Origin of the sequence: Streptomyces sp. NPDC088354 (genome assembly GCF_044753585.1) — a bacterium.
GTDB lineage: Bacteria > Actinomycetota > Actinomycetes > Streptomycetales > Streptomycetaceae > Actinacidiphila.
Genome location: NZ_JBIVNJ010000001.1, coordinates 408,436 through 431,018, shown reverse-complemented (window position 1 = coordinate 431,018; position 22,583 = coordinate 408,436). Strand labels below are relative to the sequence as shown.

The following is a 22,583-nucleotide window of genomic DNA, read 5'->3' as shown; positions in this document are numbered from 1 at the left end:
TCCCGAAGCGACGGAAGGCGGAGAAGCCCCATGAGCGACCTTGCTGCACCACCGGACGTGGCGACGGAGCTGGAGCGCCACCGCACCGAACTGACCGGCTACTGCTACCGCATGCTCGGCTCCCTCTTCGAGGCCGAGGACGCCGTCCAGGAGACCATGGTGCGGGCCTGGCGCGCGTACGACCGCTTCGAGGGCCGCTCCAGCCTGCGGTCGTGGCTGTACCGGATCGCCACCAACGTGTGCCTGGACGCACTCGGCGGCACCGGGCGCCGGGCCCGGCCGATGGACCTGGCCTCCCCCGGCAGCGCCGAAGGACCGCTGCCCGGCGCGCTCCCGGACACCGCCTGGATCTCACCGGCCCCCGACGGGCGCGTCCTGCCGGAGAACGGCGACCCGGCCGACGTCGCGGACCGGCGCGAGTCCGTGCGGCTGGCCTTCGTCGCCGCACTGCAGCACCTCGCCCCGCGGCAGCGGGCCGTGCTCATCCTGCGCGAGGTACTGGCCTGGAAGGCCGCAGAGGTCGCCGAACTGCTCGACACCACCGTCGCCTCCGTCAACAGCGCCCTCCAGCGCGCCCGCGCCACCCTCGCCTCGGCCGCTCCTGCCGCCGGCGACCCGGCCGCACCCCTCGACGAGGAGCAGCGCGCGCTGCTGGCCCGCTATGTGGCCGCCTTCGAGTCCTACGACCTGGACGCCCTCACCTCGCTGCTGCACGAGGACGCCACGCTGTCCATGCCGCCCTACGAGCTGTGGCTGCTCGGCCCGGCGGAGATCAGGGCCTGGATGGCCGGCCACGGCATCGGCTGCCGCGGCTCGCGGCTGCTGCCCGTCGCCGCCAACGGCATGCCCGGCTTCGCCCAGTACCGGCCGAGCGCGGACGGCGGGCACGAGCCGTGGGCGCTGCAGGTCATCGAGATCTCACAGGGCCGGATCACCGGGCTCAACTCCTTCCTCGACACCCAGCGGCTCTTCCCGCTCTTCGGTCTGCCCGCGCATCTGGAGGCCGGCCGGCCCTAGCGTCCCGCCGAGCCCCACCAGGGCGATCAGCTGCCGCAACGGGCGCCCGGCTCCGCGCAGGACGACGCGGACGCCCTGACGGCGGGCGGTGAGCTGCAGCCGGGCCAGCGCGTCGATCAGCACCATGTCCGGGTCGGCGGCCGGTCCGCTCACGTCGCAGATCACCGTGGCGGCGCCCGGGTGCCCTGCCAGCAGGCATCGCAGCCGCTCGCACAAGCCCGGGACCGCCTCCCGGGCCACCGTCGCGGGCAGCACGAGCACGGGGGGCCCGTCGTCGGGCCTGGGCACGGGCTGGACCATGGGCGACCTCCTGTGGCGGGCGTTCACCGGTTAGGACCGTGCGCACCGGCGGAATCCATCGGCCCGCCCTGCACCGCTCAGCCTCCGCCCCGCCCCGCGTCACCGTCGCAGCAGCGCCTCGATCTCCCCGGCCGCCCATGCGCCACCCGTGCAGGCCGCGAGGTAGACCGTGATCCCGGGCAGGTCCCACGCCCCGGACTCGAAGAGCCCCTCGGCGATGTGCCGCAGATAGGGACCCGACGGCCGGACGGGCGCGACGTCCCTCCGCGACCAGGGCGCGGTGAAGGTGAGCACCGGATGCCCGTCCACCTCTCCCGGGTACAGCAGCGTCTCGTACCGTCCGTCGCCCAGGTGCGCCCGGCCGGCCTCCAGCACCGGTGCCAGGTCCAGGTCCCGCCCCGGCGCGCGGTACATCTCCTGCGCCGCGATGTCCGCGAACTGACCGGCCGTCACCAGATGGGCCCGCGCCAGGACCACGCCGTCCGGCACGCCGTCGTCGTAGAAGGCCCGGCCGCCCGACCACACGGGCGACCGCGTCGCGAAGTACATCCGCCCCGGCAGCTCCAGCGGCAGCGACCGCAACGGCGGCCGCGCGTCCCGGCAGCCCGGGTAGTCCCGGCCGCCTCCGGGCGGGAAGCCGCCGGCCAGATAGCTGTTCAGGCGGGTCATGTGGGTGTTGGAGCCGTACGAGGCGTACCAGACGAGGCCCGGCGGCTCCGTCCGCGTCCCGGCGGCGCGCCGCGCGTCCACACGTCGGGGTTCGGTCACGGCACCATGATGCGCCGCCGTCAGGCCGCCGGCACCGTGCCGCGGATCTGCCGCAGGAACGCGGCGTTGTCCGGGGTCTCCCGCAGCCGCGCGAGGAGCGTCTCGAACGAGCCGGTACCGCCGCGCAGCGCGCGCCGCAGTCCGTGGGAGGCGGCCAACTCGGCCGGTGAGAGGAGCAGTTCCTCGCGGCGCGTCCCGGAGGGGTGCACATCGACCGCCGGGAAGACCCGCCGGTCGGCCAGGGCCCGGTCCAGGCGCAGTTCCATGTTGCCGGTGCCCTTGAGCTCCTCGAAGAAGTAGTCGTCCGCCCGCGACCCGGTCTCGACCAGCGCCGTCGCCAGGATCGTCAGCGAACCGCCTTCCTCCGCCGCCCGCGCCGCCCCGAACAGCCGCTTGGGTCCGGTCAGAGCGGCGGCGTCCACGCCGCCGCTCAGGGTCCGGCCGCCCGACGACGCCGCGTTGTTGTGCGCCCGGCACAGCCGGGTCACCGAGTCGAGCAGGACCACGACGTCCCGGCCCGCCTCGACCAGCCGCCTGGCCCGCTCGACCGCGAGCTCCGCCACCGCGATGTGCTGCCGGGGCGTGCGGTCGAAGGTGGAGGCGATCACCTCGCCCCGCACCGACCGCCGCATCTCGGTGACCTCCTCGGGCCGCTCGTCCAGCAGCACCACCATCAGGTGGCACTCCGGGTGGTTGTCGGCGACCGCGTCCGCGACGGCGCGCAGCAGCATGGTCTTCCCCGTCTTCGGCGGCGCCACGATCAGCCCGCGCTGCCCCTTGCCGACGGGCGCCAGCAGGTCCAGGACCCGCGTCGCCAGGCCGCCCTTGGGCGACTCCAGCCGCAGCCGCTCCGAGGGGTGCAGCGGCGTCAGGTCCGCGAAGTGCCGGCGCCCGCGCGCCGCCTCGGCCGGCAGTCCGCCGACCCGGTCGACCCGTGCGAGCGCCCGTCCCCGCCCGCTCCCGGCGGCGGCGCCCTCGACGGCGTCGCCCTTGCGCAGCCCGTACCGCCTGATCCGCTCCGGCGGCACGGTCACGTCGTGCGGCCCCGGCACGTAGCCGCCGACGCGCAGGAACCCCCGCCCGCCGTCGACGTCGAGGACCCCGGCGACGGGCGTCTGCCGCTCGCCGTCGGACGGCGCCGCCGCGGCGGCCTGGGGAGATGGTGTGGTGATGGATGTGGTCATGTGGATTCCTCACGTGGAAGGGATCGCGCACACGGCGGCACGGACCGCCGCGACGGGCGCGGAAGCAGAAGGGGCCGGTCGGCCCGGGGAAAGCGAGAGCGGGAACGCGGAGGCGGACGCCGTCGACAGGCGGTCACGCGGTGTCGCGGTCCTGCGGGAGAAGCACCGGCGCCACCAGGGGGCGCACAGCCGTGCCATTCGGAGAGTAGCACCCCGGCCCGGATCGCGGGAGGAGCGATCCGCCCCGGCCCTTCCCTCGCCGCAGGCTCACGCAACTCATCCTTACCCGGATAGAATTGATGGTCCGCGCGTTCGGCTGCCGGACGATGCGGCCGGCCGTGCGTTCATAGGGGGAGCCGTGGCGGATGTGTCAGCAGTGCGCGTCGAAACCGTGGAAATAGATCATTCCGGCACCCGCCAGATCAGCGGCCGGACCCGTCCCACCGTGCCGCTCGCGGAGCACACGCCCCAGGTCCGCGCGGCGATCAGCGCCGCGTCCGAGATCGTCCAGGACTCCCTGGAGAGCATGCGGCCCCGCGCGGGATGGCAGGTCTCCACGCTGGAGGTCACCTTCGGCATCACTCTGGCCGCCGACACCAGCATCATCGTCTCCAAGGCCTCGGCGGCCGCGTCCTTCGAGGTCAAGCTGACCGTCGAACGCACGGAGTAGCCAGTGGACCCCGAGGAGGACTGGGTGGCGATCTCCCAGCGGGGCAAGCGCCTCGGCGGCGGGGTGCGGCTGACCCGGCGACTCGTCCTCACCGCCTCCCACTGCCTCAACGGCATGCAGGGGGACGGCGGTGAGGTCCCCGGTCTGACCCTGCTGCCGGCGCACGGCGGCGAAGTGCCGGGCGTGGTGCACCGGCGCCTGCCCGACGCCGATCTCGCCCTGCTGGAGATGCGGCTTCCCGGGACACCACCGCTGCCTGCGGTGTGTTTCGACAAAGCCGCGATGGGAGACCATTGGGAGGGTACGTACCGGCCGGAGAAGAACGACCCGTACCTGAACGGCGTGGTGGACCACCCGTCGCGTCCGTTCGACTCCGCCGCGAGCACCGAGATCAGAGTCCTCCAGCTCCGCTGCAACCAGTTGCTCGGCGACTTCTCCGGCTACTCCGGGGGGCCGGTCACCCGGCCCACGCCGACGCGCGCCGTGCTCGGCATCCTCACCGTCCAGATGATGGAGCGCATCCAGCAGCTCCTCGAACCGCGGCCGCCCGAGCACAGCACCAACGTTCTGTACGCGACGACGATCGCCGAGGCCATGAAGCGCTTCCCGGAACTCCAACTGGTCCGCCTGCTGGACCTGCTGCGCCCCGACGGCGACCGGTCCGCCGAGGGGCCCTTCGCCATCGAGGAGCGGACCCGCTGGAGCGAGCTCGACGATCCGGCCGCGGCGCCCGACCTCATGGACCTCCAGTACGTGACGGCCATGGGGCCGTTCCCCGCGACCAAGGTCTTCCCGTGATCGAGAACCTCGACGAGGCCCTGGCCGTAGCCGTGCGCGCGGCAGAGGACGACGGGGCGCACCGCCAGGACCACGAGACCGCCCTGCTCGGCTACGTCACCCAACTGCACAGCGAGGACTGCGCGGACGGGGAGGGCGACGGCGACGGATCCACCGCCGGCTTCGCGTCCCGGCTGATCCGGCTGTCGGCTCTGCTCCGGCGGATCTCCCTGCACGACCCGGCCGTCTCGCTGATCGACCTGGCCCGCGACCGGTTGACGGACGCGGAGGAGCAGGGCGAGACCGTGCGCCCCGACGACTGGAACGCCCTGGCCGTCCTGCAGGCCGCCTACGGACGGCTCGACGACGCGCGGGACAGCCTCGGCGCCGCGCTGGACACCGCCCGCACCTGCGCGCCGGCCGGACCGCAGGAGGTCAAGGCGCTGACGAACCTGGCGGTGGTGAGCATGCGCACGGGGGACGTGCGGCAGGCCGCCCGCTGGGCCGGCGAGGCGCGCGAGGCCGCCGACCGTCAGGGCCCGGCCGACGAGGCCGCGCAGGTGGACACCCGTCTCCTCATCGCCTCGGTCATGGTCGGTGCCGCCCGGGCGGTCCGGGGGCCGGACCGCGGGGAGCGGCTGGAGACGGCCGTGAAGGAACTGGAGCGGTGGACCCGCGTCCTGCTCGACGTCGCGGGCCCCGACCACCGGCGCTCCCTGGAGGCGGCGGCCACCCTGGCCCGCGCCGAATTCGACGCCGCCTGCGCCGCCCGGGACACCGACCGCGCCGAGCGGGCGGTGGACGTACTGGAGACCGTGACCCAGCGGATCTCGGCCGGTCTGGGCGCGGACCACCCGCAGACCCTCACCGCCCTGGCCAACCTGGCCGCCGCGGAGTTCGAGGCCGCCGGCCTGTCCGCCCCCTCCGAGGAACGGCGCGCCCGCGCCGAGTCGATACTCGAGACCGTCGCCCAGCAGACCTCGGCCACGCTGGGCCGCGACCACCCCCAGACGCAGGCCGCGCTGTCCAACCTGGCCCGGATGCGGGGGGACTCCACCCAGGTCGTCGAACTGGTGGAGCGTATCGACGCCACGTACACACCGCGGAACAACACGCAGCGCAACCACGCCAAATCGCGCGCGATCGCCAGGGAGAAGCACCTCGTCCGGCTGATCGCCCACGCGGGCGCCTCGTACTTCCTCGACTCGCCGCAGCGCTTCATGCCGGTGATCGTCCAGGCCCTGGAGAACCGGGTCCACTTCCACGTCATCGTCAGCAGCCCCTGGAACAACCTGGGTGTCTTCATCAAGCGCGAGGCGGCCTGGGAGAAGCCGACCGCGGAGAACGTCATCGAGCTGATCGAGGCGAGCGACTACTACAAGCGCACGTTCCGGAAGGTCATCAAGGAGTACGAGCGGCTGCGCACCGTCTACGGGGACCGGATCGAACTGCGGCTCACCCCCATGGACATCTCGGGCACCACCCTGCTCACCTCCGACGCCGGCTTCTTCGAGCCCTACATGACGGCCAATCCCGAGGACCGCACCCAACGCGGCATGGGGGCTTTCGAGATCGAGTTCGGCAAGGTCAGCCGCTACTACGCGCTCAGCGTGGACACCTTCGAGACGCAATGGGAACTGGCCAGCACCCTGGAGCAGTTCCGCGCACACGAGTTCCAGCACAAGCAGCGGCTGCGCATGCTCCTGAGCACCCTCACCGACGACACCGCCGCCAAGCCCGTCGCCCCGCCCGCGGGCGAAGCGGACTGAGCGGCGGCGGGCGCAGGTCCGCCGCGAACGGGCTACGGCACGTGGAACAGACCCCGCCGGGCGGCGCGCAGCACACCGGCCGACCCCACGAACAGGGCCTCGGGCAACGCGTCCAGCGGCCAGAATTCCCAGCGGCCGCAGCGGTGCGCCTCACGCACCACGGGCTCGCCGCTGAAGGACAGGACCTCCACGCCGATCTGCATGTGGTGGTTGGCCACCGGGTCCGGGTCGGTGACGTGCGCGACGCGCATCTCCAGCGCGGCGACGCCCGTCTCCTCCTTCAACTCCCGTGCGGCAGCCTCGAGGAGCGTCTCGCCGAGCTCCACGTGGCCGCCGGGCAGCCCCCACGTGCCGTGCCCGAAGGTGTTCACGCGCAGCCCGAGCAGGATCGCGCCCTCGCGCCGCAGGATCGTCTGCACGCCCACACGCACCGTCGGTTCCGCGATTCCGCTCACGTCACGCCTCCGGGCAGGTCCGGGTAGGTCCGGGTGAAGTTGTCCGCGTTGCTGTCGGACTCCACCATCTCACCGATACCCCGTGCGACGGCCTCCCTCTCCTCGAAGAGGTGGCCGATCCGGTGCTCCGCCCCGTCCTTGATCACCACAACCCGGCAGTCGGGATCGACGAAGAGGTAGCTGCCGCTGCGGGTCTTGTTGCGGTACACCTCCAGCGTCACCCCGCGGTCCGCCGCGGCCTTCTCGCACCGCGACAGCGCCTCCTCGAAGTCCCACTCGGAGACCGACAGCCAGTCGCTGTTGTCGGCGCCGTAGTTGGTCTCGGACATCTGGTAGATCTTCCACACGTCCGGCAGGCAGTCGTCGTCCTCGATCAGCCGCAGCACGTCCGGCGCACCGCCCAGATTGCGCCGGGTGATGACCGTGCCCAGCTTCACCTTCACGTCGTAACTCCGGCGCACCTCTTTCAGCAGCGCCAGCACCCGCTCCCGGTGCGGGGCGACGCCGGTGCGCAGGGCGGCGTGCTCGCGGGCGTCGGCGGACTCCAGCGGCAGGGCGATCCACGACAGGTGCGGCAGGACACGGCGCATGACGGGCAGTCGCGCCAGACCGTTCGTCGAGAGCACCACGCGGGGAGCGTCCGTGCCCGAGGGATGGTCCGCGCGGCCCAGCTCGGCCAGGAGTTCCGCCAGATAGGGCAGCAGCGTCGGCTCGCCCCCCGACACCACGATGCCCCGCACGCCCGCTTCCCTGAGCACGTCCGCGACGCGGAAGGCGTCCTGCCGGGACATCGTCGGCACCTCATGGCGCGGCCCGAAACAGAAGGGGCAGCTCAGATTGCACCTGCCGAGCGGGCGGAAGTCCACGTACGCCGGAAGCCTCAGGGGGGATGCTGGCATGGCTCGGCGCTCTCCTGCCCTCGGCAGACCCGGCCGCTCCGCTCGCCGGGCAGTGATTTCGCGGCCACTGTAACCGCAGCGGGGAGTCGCGGCGCGGCATTGACAAGGGTGTTACATGCACCCGCCCCCGGCCCATACTGGGCCCATGCGCGAGGCATTCGCCCATGAAGCGGTCGTGGTTCTGGGGCCCGGTGGGGACGAGAGGGCGCCCGGGGGCGCGATCACCGTGGCGTTGTGCGGTGGCTGGGAGCACGAGGGGCCGTGCCCGCTCGCGGCGCATCACACGGCGGTGTCGCCCGGGGAGGACGAGGGCGTGCGGCTGCGCGTGCTGTTCGCGGCGGAGCCGGCGGACGAGGCGGAGGTGCGGGCCCGGATCGAGGCAGCGCTGGCGGCGGGCACGCTGGGCCGGGAGCCGGCCCCGGACACGCGGTGGGAGGTGCGGGCGTCCGGCCCGAGCGCCGTCCGGGAGGACGAGGCCGGGCACGCGGCGCGGCTCAGCGGCTGAGCCAGTCGGTGTCGCCCATGACGACGACGGGGTGCAGGGCCGGGTCCAGGGTGCGCAGCAGCTCGCGCATGTCGGGACGGGGCAGGCTCACGCAGGCCTGGGTCGGGCCGCCGTGGTCGACGTGGAACCAGATGCCGCCGCCGCGGGAGGCGCCCAGGGGGCGGGTCCAGTCGCGGGGTGTGGTGCCGGGCTGCCGGTTGTAGTTGATGGCGACCACGTAGTCGAACGAGCCGGCCAGCGACTCGCCCCTGAAGCCCTTGCCGGAGATGAAGAACCCCGTCGAGTGGTCGTAGGGGAGCTTGCTGCCCGGATCGGGGAGCAGGCCGCCCGCGTCGGTGAGTCCGTAGACGCCCGCGGGGGAGCGCAGGTCGCCGACGTGGTGGTCGGTGGTCCAGCCGTCGCGGGCGTTGTGGGCGGACCAGGTCGGGCCGTCGCTCCAGCTGCCGTCGGCCCGGCGTTCGTGGACCACGACGTGGGAGACGGAGGAGTTCCTGCCCGCGCCGGTGACCACGACGACCTGGCGGGCGCCGGCCGGGACGGCCTTCAGGGTGCGCGGGCCCAGGCCCGGCACAGTGGTGTCGACCGGCGTCGGCGTCGGCGTGGCGGATGGCACGGCCGGCGAGGCGGAGGCCGCCACGGGCAGCGCCGCCGGCGAGACCGCGGCGGTCGGCGTCCCGCAGCCGGCGAGCAGTCCCGCTCCGGCGGCGACGGCCGCGACAGCGGCGAGCAGGGATATCGCGGAGCGGGCACCGCCGCGCGGCACGCGGTTGGGCATTGGCCAGGCCTTTCGGGGTGAACGAAGTGGTGGGGGGAAGGGCGATCAGCCCTGGGGGAACCGCGCCGTCTCGAGGGCCTTGCGGATCGCCGCGACGGTGTCCTGGGACGGCTCTCGCAGGCAGACGTCGACGTTGAGCAGCAGGGGCCGGTCCTTCGTCGTGGGGATTCCGCCCCACGCCTGCATCTCGGCGTCGCCGTGGAGGACCTGGCAGCCCTTGCCGGGCGCACCCGGTTCCACGACGTCGAACCCGGCCTTGCCGTCCGTCTTCGTGTACATCGTCTTGTGGATGTAGATCAGCGCCGCGCCCCTGCCCAATGTTCCGACCGGCGGGCAGGCCGAGTACCCCAGGTCGGGGGTGGTCCCGCAGGAGGCCTGCTGGTGCATGGGCTGCTGCGACACGAAGCCGATCATCATCGCGTCCTGGTCGAGGGTGGTGAAGCCCTTCCAGCCGCGCGGCAGCCGGAGCGTCAGCCCGTACAGGTCCTTGAGGTGGACGGTCGTGTACGCGTCCCCGTCCGTGCCGGCCGACGGCATGGACGTGGACGTGGGCGGCGGCGTGGCCGCGGACGTGGCGGTCCCCGCGGCGGCGGGCGTCGCGACCGTCCGCCGGTGCGGGTCGGCGGCGCCCCCGGTCAGGCCGGTCACCGTGAGCGCCCCCACGCCGACGGCCGCCACCGCGGCCGTGGACAGCGCCGCCATCCGGCGCCGCCTGCGCCGCTGCACCCGGCGCCTGACCTGGGCCATCCGGTCGGTGGGGGCGAGGGGCTGCGGCACGGTCCGCTCCAGGAGCACGCTCAGCTCCCACTCGTCCTCGGCGCCCGGTTCCTGCTCGCGATCACGCGAAGTCCCGTTGCGCATGCCGCTCACCCCCTTCCGTCAGGCCGGGCACCGCCGCGATTTCCGTGCGCAGCATGCTCAGCGCCTTGGCCGCCTGGCTCTTGACGGTGCCGGGCCGGCAGCCCAGCACCGCGGCGGTCTCCTCCACGCTCAGGTCCTCGAAGTAGCGCAGCACCACCACGGCCCGCTGCCGCGGCGGCAGCCGCCGTACCACGGCCGCCAGCGACTGCTCCAGGTCGACGGAGGCGAAGGGGTCGCCCGCCGACGCACCGGCCGGCACCTCGCCGTGCGGCACCTCGCCCCGCCAGCGCCGCTGCCACCACGACGAATGCGTGTTGACCAGCGCCTTGCGCACATACGCCTCGGGGTTCTCGCCGGCTATCCCGCGCCATTTGGGCCAGACCTTCGCCAGCACCGTCTGCAGCAGGTCCTCCGCGAGGTGGGCGTCCCCCGTCAGCAGCCAGGCGACCCGGAGCAGCCTCGGCCCGCGCGCGGTGACGAACTCCTCGAAGTCCGGCCCCGCGTCCCTCACCGTGCTGTCCTCGCCATCGCATTCCTGTCCCTGATTCCGGCCTCACACCCGCCCAACCGGGTGGGGCACCTGTTCGGTTGCCTCAGGGACGAAGATCGTTCCGTTCGCCTTGCCATCGCACCGCGCGCGGGCAATGGTGGACAGTGCCCGTTCATGCGGCAGAGGGTCAGGTATACGCCATGGACAGACCCGGTACGCCGGCGGGTCCGCTGCCCCCGGGACCGGCGGGCTCGCGCCTCGACCAGTCGGCCGCCATCGCCGTGACGGACGTCGACGGCCGCGTGACGTCCTGGAGCGCAGGAGCTCAGCGCCTGTTCGGGTACACACCACGGGAGGCGGTCGGCGCGCCGCTGGACGAGCTCGTCGGCGGGGGTCTGCCGCTGCCGGCGGACGGCCGGGCCCGGGTCGTGCCGCTGCTGGACGGCGAGCGCTGGGCGGGCTTCCTGTTCCTGGCCCTGCCCGCGGACGAGCCGGAGCAGGCGCCCCCTGACCTCGGCCCGTACGCGCACGCCACCCTCATGCGGTGGATGTTCGAGCAGAACCCCGACGCCCTGGTGGTCTTCGACGACGACGCCCGGGTGCTGCGCGTCAACCCGGGCCTGGAACGGGCCACCGGCCGCTCCGAGGCGGAACTGCGCGGGCTGCGGCTGACCGAGTTCCTGCACGGTCCGGCCTACGAGGAGAACGAGCAGCGCATCCGGAAGGTCGCCGCGACCGGCGTGGCCGACTACATGGAGCACTACGCGTCGCGGGTGCCCGGCGAGACCAGGGCGCACGTGTGGGGCGTGGACATCTACCCGCTGAAGGACGCCGGCGGACGGGTGCGCGCCGTGGGCCTGGTCGCCTTCGACCACACCCAGGAGACCGAGTCCCGGGAACTGCTGGCGCTGCTCGCCGAGGCCAGGACCCGGATCGGGGCGAGCCTGGAGGTGGAGGGCACGGCACGGGAACTGGCGGAGGTCATCGTGCCCCGGCTCGCCGACTTCGTCAGCGTCGACCTGCTGGACGAGGTGTTCCGGGGCGAGCAGCCCCCGGCCGTGCTGTCGGGTCCGGTCGCGCTGCGCCGGGCGGCGCACCGGTCCGTCCCCGAGACGGTGCTCTCGCCCGGCGGCATGCACCTGCACCCCGTCACCTCACCCATCACCGAGTGCATGGTCACCGGCCGGCCCGTGATGCGCTCCTTCGCCGACCCCGCGATCACCGAGTGGCTGGAGCAGGACCCGCCGCGCGCCGCACTGGTCCGCAAGTACGGGGCGCACTCGCTCATCGCGGCGCCGGTGCGGGCCCGTGGCGCGACGCTCGGCGCGGTCACCCTGGTCCGCCACGGCGGCAGCCCGGAACGGTTCCGCACGAGCCATCTGACGATCACCGACGACCTGGTCACCCGGGCCGCGGTCTACGTGGACAACGCCCGGCGCTACGCCCGCGAGCACAGCATCGCCCTCGCCCTGCAGCACAGCCTGCTCCCGCAGGGCCCGCCCCGGCTGAGCGCCGTGGAGGCCGCCGCCCGCTACCTGCCGGCCGGCGGCGAGGCGGGCGGCGACTGGTTCGACGTGATCCCGCTGCCCGGCGCGCGGGTGGGCCTGGTCGTGGGCGACGTCGTCGGGCACGGCATCAGCGCCTCGGCGACCATGAGCGGGCTGCGGACGGCCGTGCGGACCCTCGCCGACATCGACCTGCCGCCGGAGGAGCTGCTCACCCACCTGGACGACATCGTGACCCACGCCGCGTCCGAGCGGGAGACGGAGGAGTGCCCGGTGAACACCGAGGCCCGCGAGGCCATCGGCGACATCCCCGGCGACGTGGGCGCCACCTGCCTGTACGCGGTCTACGACCCGGTCTCCCGGGTGTGCTCCCTGGCCCGCGCCGGCCACCCCGCCCCCCTGCTGGCGCTCCCGGACGGCACCGTGACCGTGGTCGACCTGCCCGCCGGGCCGCCGCTGGGCCTCGGCAGCCTGCCGTTCGAGGCCGCCGAGATCGCCGTCCCCGAGGGCGGGGTGCTCGCCCTGTTCACCAACGGCCTGCTGACTTCCCGCGGCCGCGACGTCGACCAGCGCCTGGAGCAGCTGCGCCGGGCGCTCGCCGCCCCCGCCGGCTCCCTGGAGGACCTGTGCGACCGGGTCCTGGCGGCGATGCGCGGCGGCGAGGCGATCGGCGAACGGCGGATCGACGACATCGCCCTCCTGGTGGCCCGTACCCGGGCCCTGGACGGGAACCACGTCGCCTCCTGGGACCTGTCGGGCGACCCCGCCCACGTGGCGGAGGCCCGGCGGCGGGTGAGCGAGCGGCTGGCCTCGTGGGGCCTGGACGACGTGGTGTTCACCACCGAACTGGTGGTGAGCGAGCTGGTCACCAACGCCATCCGGTACGGCGGACCGCCCATCCAGCTGCGGCTGATCCGCGATCACCGCTCCCTGATCTGCGAGGTCTCGGACGGCAGCGGAACCACCCCGCACATGCGGCGGGCCCGGCTGTCCGACGAGGGCGGCCGGGGTCTGCTGCTGGTCGCCCAGCTCACCGACCGCTGGGGCACGCGCCACACTCCCGCCGGAAAGACCCTCTGGGCCGAGCAGTCCCTCGCGTCGGCCTGATCCCCGGAGACCTCACCACCTGCCTGACGTATCGTCACTTACCTTTGCGGCGGCCTCACCAGGCCGCCGTGCTCGCGCGGCCGGCCCCCCGACCAGGTGATCTTGTGAACCGGGGGTGTTCCGTCGGAGACTCGAACTCGGCGTCCCCGCCCGCCGATTCACCCCGCACCGACGGAGGAACAGCAGTGAGCACCCTCAACAAGGGCGTCAGCAAGGTCGAGGTCCGTCTCAAATGGGACCCCAGCCCGCTCGGCACCCCCGCCCACGACCTCGACATCGTCGCCGCCACCTACCTCGCCAAGTCCCCGCACGGCGATCCGGCCTACCTCGTGCACTTCGACAGCCGCTCGCCGGACGGCACGATCACGCTCAACCGCGACAGCAAGAACGGCAAGGGCCTGGGCGACGACGAGGTCATGACCCTCGAATTCGACCGGCTCTCACCGGCGTTCGGCCGCGTCGTCGTCGGCATAGCCATCCAGCAGCACGACGGCCGGATCACCTTCGGCGACGTCGCGGGCACCCGCGTGCGGGTCGTCGAGGGCTACGCCGACCTCGCGGCGTCCGACTTCTCCGAGGTCGCGGGCTCCACCGCCGCGGCACTCGGCGAGTTCGTCCGGGCCGGCTCGGGCGAGTGGCACTTCCACCCGGCCGTCCGCGGCTACGACACCGACCCCGGCTCGTTCGCCCGGGAGATGGGCGCGCCCTGAACCCCGGCCCCGCACGCACGCGAAGGCCCGCCGCGCCGGCGGGCCTTCGTGTTCGGACAGACCGTCAGACGACGCCCTGCGCGGTCATCGCCTCGGCCACCCGCAGGAACCCCTCGATGTTGGCGCCCAGCACGTAGTCGTCCCCGCTGCCGCCGTACGTCTCGGCGGTGGCACGGCACTCGGCGTGCACGGACTGCATGACGGAGGCCAGCCGGGCCTCGGTCTGCGCGAAGGTCCACACGTCACGGGAGGCGTTCTGCTGCATCTCCAGCGCGGAGGTCGCCACACCGCCGGCGTTGGCGGCCTTGCCCGGCCCGAAGAGCACCCCGGCCTCGCGGAAGGTCTCGATCGCCTCGGGCGTGCACGGCATGTTCGCGCCCTCGGCGACGGCCACGACCCCGTTCTTGACCAGCGCGCCGGCGTCCTGCCCGGCCAGTTCGTTCTGCGTCGCGCACGGCAGGGCCACGTCGCAGGGCACCTCGAAGACCGAACCGCGCTCCGACCAGCGCGCCTTCGGCTTCGCCTCCGCGTAGGAGGAGAGCCGGCCGCGGCGCACCTCCTTGACCTCCTTCAGCAACTCCAGGTCGATGCCGTCCTCGTCGACGACGTAGCCCGAGGAGTCCGAGCAGGCCACCACCGTGCCGCCGAGGGCGCGCACCTTCTCGATCGCGTACACCGCGACGTTGCCCGAACCCGAGACGACCACCTTGCGGCCCTCGAAGCCCTGGCCGCGGGTCGCCAGCATCTCCTTGGCGAAGAACACCGCGCCGTACCCGGTGGCCTCGGTGCGCGCGTGGGAACCGCCCCAGCCGATGCCCTTGCCCGTGAGGACGCCCGCCTCGAAACGGTTGGTGATCCGCTTGTACTGGCCGAAGAGGTAGCCGATCTCCCGGCCACCGACGCCGATGTCCCCGGCGGGGACGTCGGTGTGCTCGCCGAGGTGACGGTAGAGCTCGGTCATGAACGACTGGCAGAAACGCATGATCTCGCCCTCGGAGCGGCCCTTGGGGTCGAAGTCCGAGCCGCCCTTGCCGCCGCCGATCGCCAGGCCGGTGAGCGCGTTCTTGAAGATCTGCTCGAAGCCCAGGAACTTCACGATGCCCAGATTGACACTGGGGTGGAAGCGCAGGCCCCCCTTGTACGGCCCGAGGGCGCTGCTGAACTCCACCCGGAAGCCCCGGTTGACCTGCGGCCGGCCCTGGTCATCCACCCACGGCACACGGAAGATCACCTGCCGTTCCGGCTCGCACACCCGCTCCGCGATCCGCGCCTCCAGGTACTCCGGGTGCGCCTGAAGTGCCGGCGCCAGCGAGTGCAGCACCTCCCCCACCGCCTGGTGGAACTCGGGCTCACCGGCATTGCGCCGGCAGACCTCCGCGTAGACGGCCTCGATGTGTGCACTGACGTTCATGCGCGCCTTCTCTCGTCTGGACTCCCGGACGCGCCCGCTCGTGCGGCGCGCGACCGGCCGTTGCCGTGACAACGAGTACGGACCGAGGAAAGCCATGTGTCAGCGGAGGGACAGCGCGCACGGCGCGCTGTCCCTCCGGGTGTCAGAGCGTGACCAGGCGGACGGCCGCCAACAGGGTGAGCACGACCGTGACCCGCTCGAAGACCTTCGGGCTGATACGGCTGATCGTCGCCCGGCCGGCCGCGGCACCGGCGAGGACGGCCGGGGCGGTGAGCGCGCCGAAGGCCAGCGTCGCGGGCGTGATCAGGCCGAGCCCGACGCTGAACGGCACCTTGAAGGCGTTGAGCAGCAGGAAGAACCAGGCGCTGGTGCCGAGGAACCCCAGCATCGGCAGCCCGACGGCCAGGAAGTACAGCGCCATGATCGGTCCCGCCGCGTTCGCCGTCATCGTGGCGAACCCGGCCAGCACCCCGGCCCCCGCGGCGACGGCCCGGTGGTGCACCAACCGGTCGTCCGGGCCACGCCGCCGGCTCCACCAGTGCACCGCGAGCATCAGCAGGAGCAGCGCCCCGATCAGCTCCCGCATCCGGGCGTCGTCCACCCGGCGCACCACCGCCGCTCCCAGCAGGACGCCCACCACCACCCACGGGAACAGCCGGACCAGCCGGCCCCAGTCGGCATGCCGCCGGTACGACGCCACCGCCACCACGTCGCCGACCAGCAGCAGCGGCAGCAGCACTCCGGTCGACAGCTTCGCCGGCAGCACGAGGGCGAACAGCGCCACCCCCACCGTCCCCGCCCCGGACACCCCGGTCTTGGAGTAGCCGACGAGGAAGAGCGCGAGCAGGGCCACCGCCCACTGGGCGGTATCCAGGGACGGCATCAGCGCCGCCGGGTCGGTATCCGGGTCATCCGGCCTTCTTATCCGCCCGCCCCGTCGCCCCTCCGGGCGGGGTCCCGTCCGGTTCCTGTCCGGGCCTTGCCCGGTTCCTGTCCGGGCCTTGTCCGGTTCCTGTCCGGTTCCTGCCCGAGCCCCGTCCGGGTCCCGTCCCGGGGCCACCCGCAGGACGCTTCCGCTTCACCCGGGCGCGACACCATCTGAAGATGTTGTGAAACGTTGTGACCAGCCGGTAGCTTGCGGAGCGCCGGATTCCGGCATCAAAAGGCGCGAAATCCCGGTGAGTTACCGGGCCCGCACCCGGTCCGCAGAGGGTGACCGACGCCTCGCCGTCCACATCGAGGAATCGATGCCGTCACCAACGAAGCGTGTGATTGAATGCTCGACATGCCGCTGATCGATCGACTTCGACGGGTCGTCATGACAACGATGTCGGGTTCGGCGGGCACAACTGAACTCCGGTGCGCACCTCCCCCGTTCACGTCGGCGCACCCATATCCGGGCGGAATCCGCCCGGCCGGTGGCGCCGACGATGCGGGCGTGACCGAACGCGGCACGGGATCACCGATCGGACACCTGACGGTCCCCGCGCCGTGCGTGCTGCGCATCACACAGCAGTAGAAGCAGTATCGGAAGGAATGCCTTGCACAAGCGAACAAGGAAGCGCCTGCTTCCGGCCGTCGTCGCCGGCGGAGCTCTGGCCGTGGGTGCCTTCACGCTCCTGCCCTCGACCGCCCTGGCGGGCCAGTCCGGCCCGGCCCCGCACCAGTCGGCCACCCAGGCGGACTTCGAAGCGGCCGCGGCCGAGTACCACGTGCCGGTCTCCGTGCTCCTCGGCGTGGCCCGCCAGGAGTCCGGGCTCCAGTCCCACTCCGGTTACAGCAACAACGCCGGGTGGGGATTCATGAACCTCACCGACGCCACTCCGGAGATGCTGCGGAAGGGCCCCTCGGGCATCACCGGCGACTCGGAGCTCACCTCCGCGACCAAGCACCCCGAGCTGCACACCCTGCTCACCGCCGCGAAGCTCACCGGCATCCCCGCCGACGACCTGCGCCACAACCGGCGGGACAACCTCCGCGGCGGCGCCGCCCTGCTGGCTTCCTACCAGAAGCAGTTGACCGGCCAGACCTCGGACAACGCCTCCGACTGGGCCGGGGCGGTCGCCAAGTACAGCCAGATGCCGAACGAGAGGGCCGCGCAGTCCTTCGTCTCGGACGTCTTCGCCTCGATCCGCTCCGGCGTCCGGCAGACCACGTCGGACGGTCAGCAGGTCACCGTGCAGGCCGACCCGTCCGCCACCCCGGCCACCGGGCAGCTGGCCGAGCTCAAGCTGGCCAAGACCGATCCGAACACGCCGGCCGAGTGCCCCAAGTCGATGGACTGCCAGTTCGTCCAGGCGTCGTCCACGGGTGTCCAGGTCTCCAACCGGCCCGCCAACGGCATCAAGATCACGCAGATCGTGCTGCACACCACGGAGGGCTCCTACGACGCGGCCATCCGGACCTTCCAGGGACCGAACGCCGCCGCCGCGCACTACGTGATGCGCTCCTCCGACGGCGCGGTCACCCAGATGGTGTCGGACAAGGACGTCGCCTTCGGTGACGGCAACTACGACAGCAACCTGCACGCGATCCAGATCGAGCACGAGGGCTTCTCCGCCTTCGGCGCGCAGTGGTACACCGACGTCGCCTACCAGCAGACGGCCAAGCTGGTGAAGTACCTGGCGGACCGGTACGACATCCCCCTGGACCGCCAGCACATCCTGGCCCACGACAACGTGCCCGGCGGCAAGACCGCCGACCTGGCCGGCATGCACTGGGACCAGGGCAACGAGTGGGACTGGACCCGCTTCATGAAGAAGATCGGCGCCCCGTTCGACGACGGGACGAGCGGCGTCGGCCCGGTCGGCAGCGTGGTGACCATCGCGCCCACCTTCAACAAGAACCTGCAGACGTTCACCGTCTGCCCGGCCGACGACCCCACGGGCAGCACCCCGGTGTGCACCCCGAAGACGGTCCCGGCGAGCTCGCTCTTCGTCCACCAGGGCCCCAGCGAGGACTCCCCGCTCGTCCTGGACGCGAACGTGCACCCGACCGCGACGAGCGGCACCGACGACGTCAGCGACTGGAGCACCACGGTCCAGGCCGGCCAGCAGTTCGTCGTCGCCGACCAGCAGGGCGACTGGACGGCCATCTGGTTCGACGGCCAGAAGGGCTGGATCTCCAACCCCGAGGGCAAGAACACCATCCCGACCACGGGTGTGAAGATCCTCACCGCGGCCGGCACCACGACCGCGCCGGTCTACGGCACGGCCTTCCCCGACCCGTCCGAGGTCCCGGCCGGCTGGGGCCCCGACGCGCAGAACCCGCTCACGGCGCCCAACTACGGCATCCCGGTGGGCCAGGCCTACGTGGCGGACCAGCCCCCGGTCAACGGCCAGGACTTCTTCCCGAGCCGGCAGGGCGTCGTCACCGGCGCCAAGCAGTACTACACGGTGCAGTTCAACCACCGCTACGTGTACGTGAACGCGGCCGACGTCACCGTCACCACGGCCTGACCCAGGCCGCGACGATCGCCGGGACACCCCCGCGCGAGCGCTGAACCACCGCTGCAGCAGGGCTCCTCGGTACCGCGGCCGGCCACACGCCGCCCGCCGGCCGAGGGGCCCTGACGCCTGCCTCCCGCGTACACGGCCACCGTTCGCGGGTTCGGAGGATGAGCGGCAAGGCCCGGAGGAGCGGAGGCAACGGGTCGAGCGCCGCGGGGGACCTGTTCAAGACCTTCACACCTTCGTCGCCCGACCGCGTGGCGCCCCCGTGCATCGACCACGTAGTCTATTTGCATCGTCAAGCAGTTCAGCCGTGACGCCTGGCGTCACGGGCGCCCTCGCGAGGGGCGGACGGCCCGCACGGCAATGTGGCGGATGCGGGGACCGGATGTCCTGAGCTGCGACGACGGCCCTCCGGAGCCAGCGGCACCGGCCGGGTCACGCGCGTTGCAGTGGGTTTGGCTGTAGATGACCGGTCGGTTACCATATCGCCGGTCGAGGCCCCGGCAAGCGCGGTCCCCGGTGGCGGCCCGGCCCGCGGAGTGCCCGACGACCTCTCCAGTTCTGAGCTCCCGTAAAGGATCAGCACCTTGCACAGAAGGAAGACGCGGCGGCGGTTGACGCTCGCGATCACGATGGGCGCGGTGGCCGCGAGCGGCCTGGCCGTTCTGCCGGTCAACGCGCTGGCCGACACGACGAGCGGCACCACGACCACCGCGGACACGGCCCGGCAGCAGGACTTCGCCTCGGCCGCCGCGGAGTACCACGTCCCGCCGAGCGTCCTGCTCGGCCTGGCGTACCAGGAGTCGGCCTGGGAGTCGCACGGCGCGCAGGCCAGCGCGGACGGCGGCTACGGGCCCATGCACCTCACCGACGTGACCCCGGCCATGATGGCCGACGACGGCGCGGGCGCCGTCGGGCGCAGCGACCTGAAGTCGATGGCCGCGAACCCGGCGTTGCACACCCTGCAGGCCGCCGCGAAGCTGACCGGCCTGTCCGAGGACGCGCTGCGCACGGACCCCGCGGCGAACATCCGCGGTGGCGCGGCCCTGCTGGCCTCGTACGAGAAGCAGGTGGCCGGCGGCGCACCGGCGGACGCCGCCCAGTGGTACGGCGCGGTCGCCCGCTACAGCCAGTCGCCGCAGAAGCGGGACGCGGCGGGCTTCGCCGACCGCGTCTTCGCCACCATCCGCGGCGGCGCCGGCGTCACCACCAAGGACGGCCAGCGGGTCCGGCTCAACGCCGCCCCCTCGGTGCGCCCCGCCACCGCCCAGGTGGACCGGCTGCACCTGAAGGCATCGGCGACCACCGCCACCGAGTGCCCGCCGGCCGTGCCGTGCACCTTCGTGCCCGGCTCCCCGGCCGGCATGCAGGTGTCGAACCGCCCCGCCAACGGCATCAAGATCGACACCATCGTCATCCACGACCTGGAGGGCACGTACGACTCCGGCGTGGCCGGTCTCGCCAACCCGTCGAACGGCGTGTCGACCCACTACGTCATGCGGTCCTCGGACGGCGCGGTGACGCAGATGGTGGCCACGAAGGACATCGCGTTCCAGGCGGGCAACTACTCCTCGAACCTGCACTCGATCGGCATCGAGCACGAGGGCTTCGCCGCGCAGGGCGCCACCTGGTACACCGAGGCGCAGTACGAGTCCACCGCCTACCTCGTGCAGTACCTGGCCCACCGGTTCGACATACCGCTGGACCGCGAGCACATCGTGGGTCACGACAACGTCGCCGGCGGAAGCCCGTCCGGTATCCGCGCTCAGCACTGGGACCCGGGACCGAGCTGGGACTGGGACCACTTCATGCGCCTGCTCGGCGCGCCGCTCAGCGGCCTGCGCGGCACCGCGCCCGTGGGCTCGGTCGTGACCATCGACCCCGTCTTCGACACCAACCTGCAGACCGTCCGGGTGTGCCCGATCGACGACCCGACCGGCGCGACGACCGCGTGCACGGACCGGCAGCAGGCGTCGAACTTCGTCTTCCTGCGCACCGCGCCGGACGCGTCCGCCCCGCTCTTCGGTGACCAGGCGATCCACGGCACCGCCCCGGGCACCGACGAGATCAGCGACTGGGGCAGCACCGCGCAGACCGGCCAGCAGTTCGTCGTCGCCGACGAGCAGGGCGACTGGACGGCGATCTGGTTCAGCGGCGCGAAGGTGTGGTTCTACAACCCGGGCGGCCAGAACACCAAGCAGGCCTACGGCGTGAAGATCATCTCCGCCGCGGGCAGCACTCCGGTCGACGTCTACGGGTCGAGCTACCCGGACGCGTCGGAGTACCCGACCGGCCTGGGCGCCTCGACGCAGGTCCCGCTGGGCGTGTACACCCTGCCGGCCGGCCAGGCCTACGTGGCCACGCAGCCGCCGAACGCCACGGTGGACTTCTTCAAGTCCAGCGGGACGGTCGTCACCGGCGCGAAGACGCAGTACACGATCCAGTACAACCACCGTGTGGCACTGGTGTACTCGGGCGACGTGACGGCGACTCCCGTGACCAAGCACTGGGAGGACGGCAGCGCGAAGCGCTGACGCGCTGACGCGCGGGCCCGCACACGGGCGACCGTGAGCGCGCGTCAGCGCGAGGTGGCCCGGCCGGGGCGGTGAACCCCGGCCGGGCCACCGGCGTGTCCGGGGTGCGGGGTTCTGGGGGTGGGCCCGGATGCTGCTGGACCACGAACCGGTCACGAGAATGAAGAAGGGCCGGATGGACGAGATCGTCCGGGAGGGCGCACGACGGATGCTCGCCGGCGCTCTGGAGGCAGAGGTCAAGGCCTACATCACCGAGTTGGCCGATGAGCGGGACGAGTGGGGCCGTCGGCTGGTGGTCCGCAACGGCCACCACCAGCCGCGGAAAATCACCACGGCGGCCGGTGTGGTCGAGGTGAAGGCGCCGCGGGTCAACGACAAGCGCGTCGATGAGGCCACCGGCGAGCGGAAGCGCTTCTCCTCGGCGATTCTGCCCCCGTGGGCCAGGAGGTCACCGAAGATCGCCGAGGTGCTGCCGCTGCTCTACCTGCACGGCCTGTCTTCGGGCGACTTCGTGCCCGCGCTGGAGCAGTTCCTCGGCTCGACGGCTGGGCTGTCGCCAGCCACCGTCACCCGGCTTACCGAGCAGTGGCGAGCCGGCCACACCACGTTCCAGGAGCGCGACCTGTCCACCACCGACTACGTGTATGTGTGGGCCGATGGCGTTCACCTGCGGATACGCCTGGAGGAAACAAAGGCCGCCGTCCTGGTGATGATCGGCGTGCGTGCCGACGGCACCAAAGAACTGGTGGCGGTGACGGATGGCTATCGGGAGTCGTCCGAGGCCTGGGCCGGCCTACTGCGGGACTGCGCCCGCCGTGGCATGCGCGCTCCGGTGCTCGCGGTCGGGGACGGCGCGCTCGGCTTCTGGAAGGCCCTGGGCGAGGTCTTCCCCACCACCCGCGAACAAAGGTGCTGGGTTCACACAACCACTCATGTGATCGACTGCCTGCCCAAGTCCGCCCAGCCGGCCGCAAAGAAGGCCCTGCAGGACATCTGCCATACCGAAGACCGCGAGCACGCGGCCCGGGCCGTCCAGGGGTTCGCCAAGCAGTACAGTGCGAAGTTCCCCAAGGCGGTCAAGAAGATCACCGATGATGAGGGCGAGTTGCTGGCGTTCTACGACTTCCCCGCCGCGCACTGGATCCACCTGCGGACCACCAACCCCATCGAGTCGACCTTCGCCACCGTTCGGCTGCGGACGAAGGTGACCAAGGGCGCGGGCAGCAGGACGGCCGCCCTGGCGATGGTGTTCAAGCTGGTCGAGTCCGCGCAGGACCGGTGGCGGTCGGTGAACGCGCCGCACCTGGTCGCCCTGGTCCGGGCCGGCGCCCGGTTCGAACGCGGCCACCTGGCCGGACCCGTCCCGGCGGTGGCGGCATGACGCGCCCGGCCAC

Annotated in this window: 20 protein-coding genes; 10 read left to right on the top strand and 10 right to left on the bottom strand. The window is 72.5% G+C overall.

Going from position 1 to position 22,583, the window contains the following annotated elements; all coding sequences use genetic code 11:
• The first annotated feature begins 30 nt into the window (after window positions 1-30).
• Window positions 31-1,017, top strand: a complete 987-nt coding sequence (locus ACIP98_RS02055; RefSeq protein WP_319660355.1) for a sigma-70 family RNA polymerase sigma factor — start codon at window positions 31-33, stop codon at window positions 1,015-1,017.
• On the opposite strand, the gene ACIP98_RS02050 is transcribed toward ACIP98_RS02055, so the two are convergent.
• From ACIP98_RS02050 to rho, 3 genes are all read right to left on the bottom strand, one after another.
• A complete protein-coding gene (locus tag ACIP98_RS02050) occupies window positions 919-1,317 on the bottom strand; it encodes an STAS domain-containing protein (RefSeq protein WP_401973221.1) in 399 nt (132 codons plus the stop codon). The two genes, ACIP98_RS02055 and ACIP98_RS02050, sit on opposite strands and share 99 nt — an antisense overlap.
• Window positions 1,318-1,416: 99 nt before the next feature.
• Complete coding sequence (locus ACIP98_RS02045) at window positions 1,417-2,085, bottom strand: histone deacetylase (protein WP_401973219.1); 669 nt, start codon at window positions 2,083-2,085, stop codon at window positions 1,417-1,419.
• Between the two features lie 20 nt (window positions 2,086-2,105).
• Window positions 2,106-3,269: a transcription termination factor Rho gene (rho, locus tag ACIP98_RS02040; RefSeq protein WP_319660353.1), complete on the bottom strand. Its 1,164-nt coding sequence runs from the start codon at window positions 3,267-3,269 to the stop codon at window positions 2,106-2,108.
• Between the two features lie 376 nt (window positions 3,270-3,645).
• Between rho and ACIP98_RS02035 the strand changes: the two genes are divergently transcribed.
• The 3 genes from ACIP98_RS02035 to ACIP98_RS02025 are packed head-to-tail and all read left to right on the top strand — an operon-like array spanning window position 3,646 to window position 6,485.
• Window positions 3,646-3,939 carry a CU044_2847 family protein gene (locus ACIP98_RS02035; protein ID WP_319660352.1) on the top strand — a complete coding sequence of 98 codons (294 nt, stop codon included), beginning with the start codon at window positions 3,646-3,648 and terminating at the stop codon, window positions 3,937-3,939.
• A gap of 3 nt (window positions 3,940-3,942) precedes the next feature.
• The gene (locus ACIP98_RS02030; RefSeq protein ID WP_401973217.1) at window positions 3,943-4,737 is read left to right on the top strand and encodes a serine protease; all 795 of its coding nucleotides are present in this window, start codon (window positions 3,943-3,945) and stop codon (window positions 4,735-4,737) included.
• Complete coding sequence (locus tag ACIP98_RS02025; RefSeq protein WP_319660350.1) at window positions 4,734-6,485, top strand: hypothetical protein; 1,752 nt, start codon at window positions 4,734-4,736, stop codon at window positions 6,483-6,485. The genes ACIP98_RS02030 and ACIP98_RS02025 overlap by 4 nt, the downstream gene beginning before the upstream one ends.
• A gap of 32 nt (window positions 6,486-6,517) precedes the next feature.
• Here ACIP98_RS02025 and ACIP98_RS02020 read toward each other — a convergent pair whose 3' ends face one another.
• Window positions 6,518-6,940 (bottom strand): NUDIX domain-containing protein, encoded by a 423-nt coding sequence (locus ACIP98_RS02020; protein ID WP_319660349.1) that lies wholly within the window; start codon window positions 6,938-6,940, stop codon window positions 6,518-6,520.
• Window positions 6,937-7,839, bottom strand: coding sequence for a radical SAM protein (locus tag ACIP98_RS02015; RefSeq protein WP_319660348.1), 903 nt, complete (start codon window positions 7,837-7,839; stop codon window positions 6,937-6,939). The genes ACIP98_RS02020 and ACIP98_RS02015 overlap by 4 nt, the downstream gene beginning before the upstream one ends.
• 145 nt (window positions 7,840-7,984) lie before the next feature.
• On the opposite strand from ACIP98_RS02015, the gene ACIP98_RS02010 reads away from it, so the two are divergent.
• On the top strand, window positions 7,985-8,344 hold the full coding sequence (locus ACIP98_RS02010; protein WP_319660347.1) for a hypothetical protein: 360 nt from the start codon (window positions 7,985-7,987) through the stop codon (window positions 8,342-8,344).
• On the opposite strand, the gene ACIP98_RS02005 is transcribed toward ACIP98_RS02010, so the two are convergent.
• From ACIP98_RS02005 to ACIP98_RS01995, 3 genes are read right to left on the bottom strand one after another with little or no spacing between them, the layout of a single operon-like run.
• Window positions 8,334-9,119, bottom strand: a complete 786-nt coding sequence (locus tag ACIP98_RS02005) for a hypothetical protein (RefSeq protein WP_319660346.1) — start codon at window positions 9,117-9,119, stop codon at window positions 8,334-8,336. The genes ACIP98_RS02010 and ACIP98_RS02005 overlap by 11 nt on opposite strands.
• A gap of 45 nt (window positions 9,120-9,164) precedes the next feature.
• Window positions 9,165-9,980, bottom strand: a complete 816-nt coding sequence (locus tag ACIP98_RS02000; protein ID WP_401973214.1) for a hypothetical protein — start codon at window positions 9,978-9,980, stop codon at window positions 9,165-9,167.
• Entirely contained in the window at window positions 9,958-10,491 is a 534-nt protein-coding gene (locus tag ACIP98_RS01995; RefSeq protein WP_319660344.1) for a SigE family RNA polymerase sigma factor, read from the bottom strand. Before ACIP98_RS01995 ends, ACIP98_RS02000 begins: the two co-directional genes overlap by 23 nt.
• 179 nt (window positions 10,492-10,670) lie before the next feature.
• Between ACIP98_RS01995 and ACIP98_RS01990 the strand changes: the two genes are divergently transcribed.
• Both ACIP98_RS01990 and ACIP98_RS01985 read left to right on the top strand, forming a co-directional pair.
• On the top strand, window positions 10,671-13,082 hold the full coding sequence (locus ACIP98_RS01990; protein ID WP_401973212.1) for a SpoIIE family protein phosphatase: 2,412 nt from the start codon (window positions 10,671-10,673) through the stop codon (window positions 13,080-13,082).
• Window positions 13,083-13,267: 185 nt separating this feature from the next.
• A complete protein-coding gene (locus ACIP98_RS01985; protein ID WP_319660342.1) occupies window positions 13,268-13,792 on the top strand; it encodes a TerD family protein in 525 nt (174 codons plus the stop codon).
• Window positions 13,793-13,856: 64 nt separating this feature from the next.
• Here the strand turns inward: ACIP98_RS01985 and gdhA are convergent, their stop codons facing one another.
• Both gdhA and ACIP98_RS01975 read right to left on the bottom strand, forming a co-directional pair.
• On the bottom strand, window positions 13,857-15,203 hold the full coding sequence (gene gdhA, locus ACIP98_RS01980; RefSeq protein ID WP_319660341.1) for an NADP-specific glutamate dehydrogenase: 1,347 nt from the start codon (window positions 15,201-15,203) through the stop codon (window positions 13,857-13,859).
• 142 nt (window positions 15,204-15,345) lie between these two features.
• Complete coding sequence (locus ACIP98_RS01975) at window positions 15,346-16,086, bottom strand: sulfite exporter TauE/SafE family protein (protein ID WP_319660340.1); 741 nt, start codon at window positions 16,084-16,086, stop codon at window positions 15,346-15,348.
• Between the two features lie 658 nt (window positions 16,087-16,744).
• Here ACIP98_RS01975 and ACIP98_RS01970 point away from each other — a divergent pair.
• The 3 genes from ACIP98_RS01970 (at window position 16,745) to ACIP98_RS01960 (ending at window position 22,570) form a co-directional block, all read left to right on the top strand.
• A complete protein-coding gene (locus ACIP98_RS01970) occupies window positions 16,745-18,661 on the top strand; it encodes an N-acetylmuramoyl-L-alanine amidase (RefSeq protein WP_401973210.1) in 1,917 nt (638 codons plus the stop codon).
• A gap of 581 nt (window positions 18,662-19,242) precedes the next feature.
• Window positions 19,243-21,189: an N-acetylmuramoyl-L-alanine amidase gene (locus ACIP98_RS01965; protein ID WP_401973209.1), complete on the top strand. Its 1,947-nt coding sequence runs from the start codon at window positions 19,243-19,245 to the stop codon at window positions 21,187-21,189.
• A gap of 130 nt (window positions 21,190-21,319) precedes the next feature.
• Window positions 21,320-22,570, top strand: a complete 1,251-nt coding sequence (locus ACIP98_RS01960; protein ID WP_401973207.1) for an IS256 family transposase — start codon at window positions 21,320-21,322, stop codon at window positions 22,568-22,570.
• The last annotated feature ends 13 nt before the right edge of the window (window positions 22,571-22,583 follow it).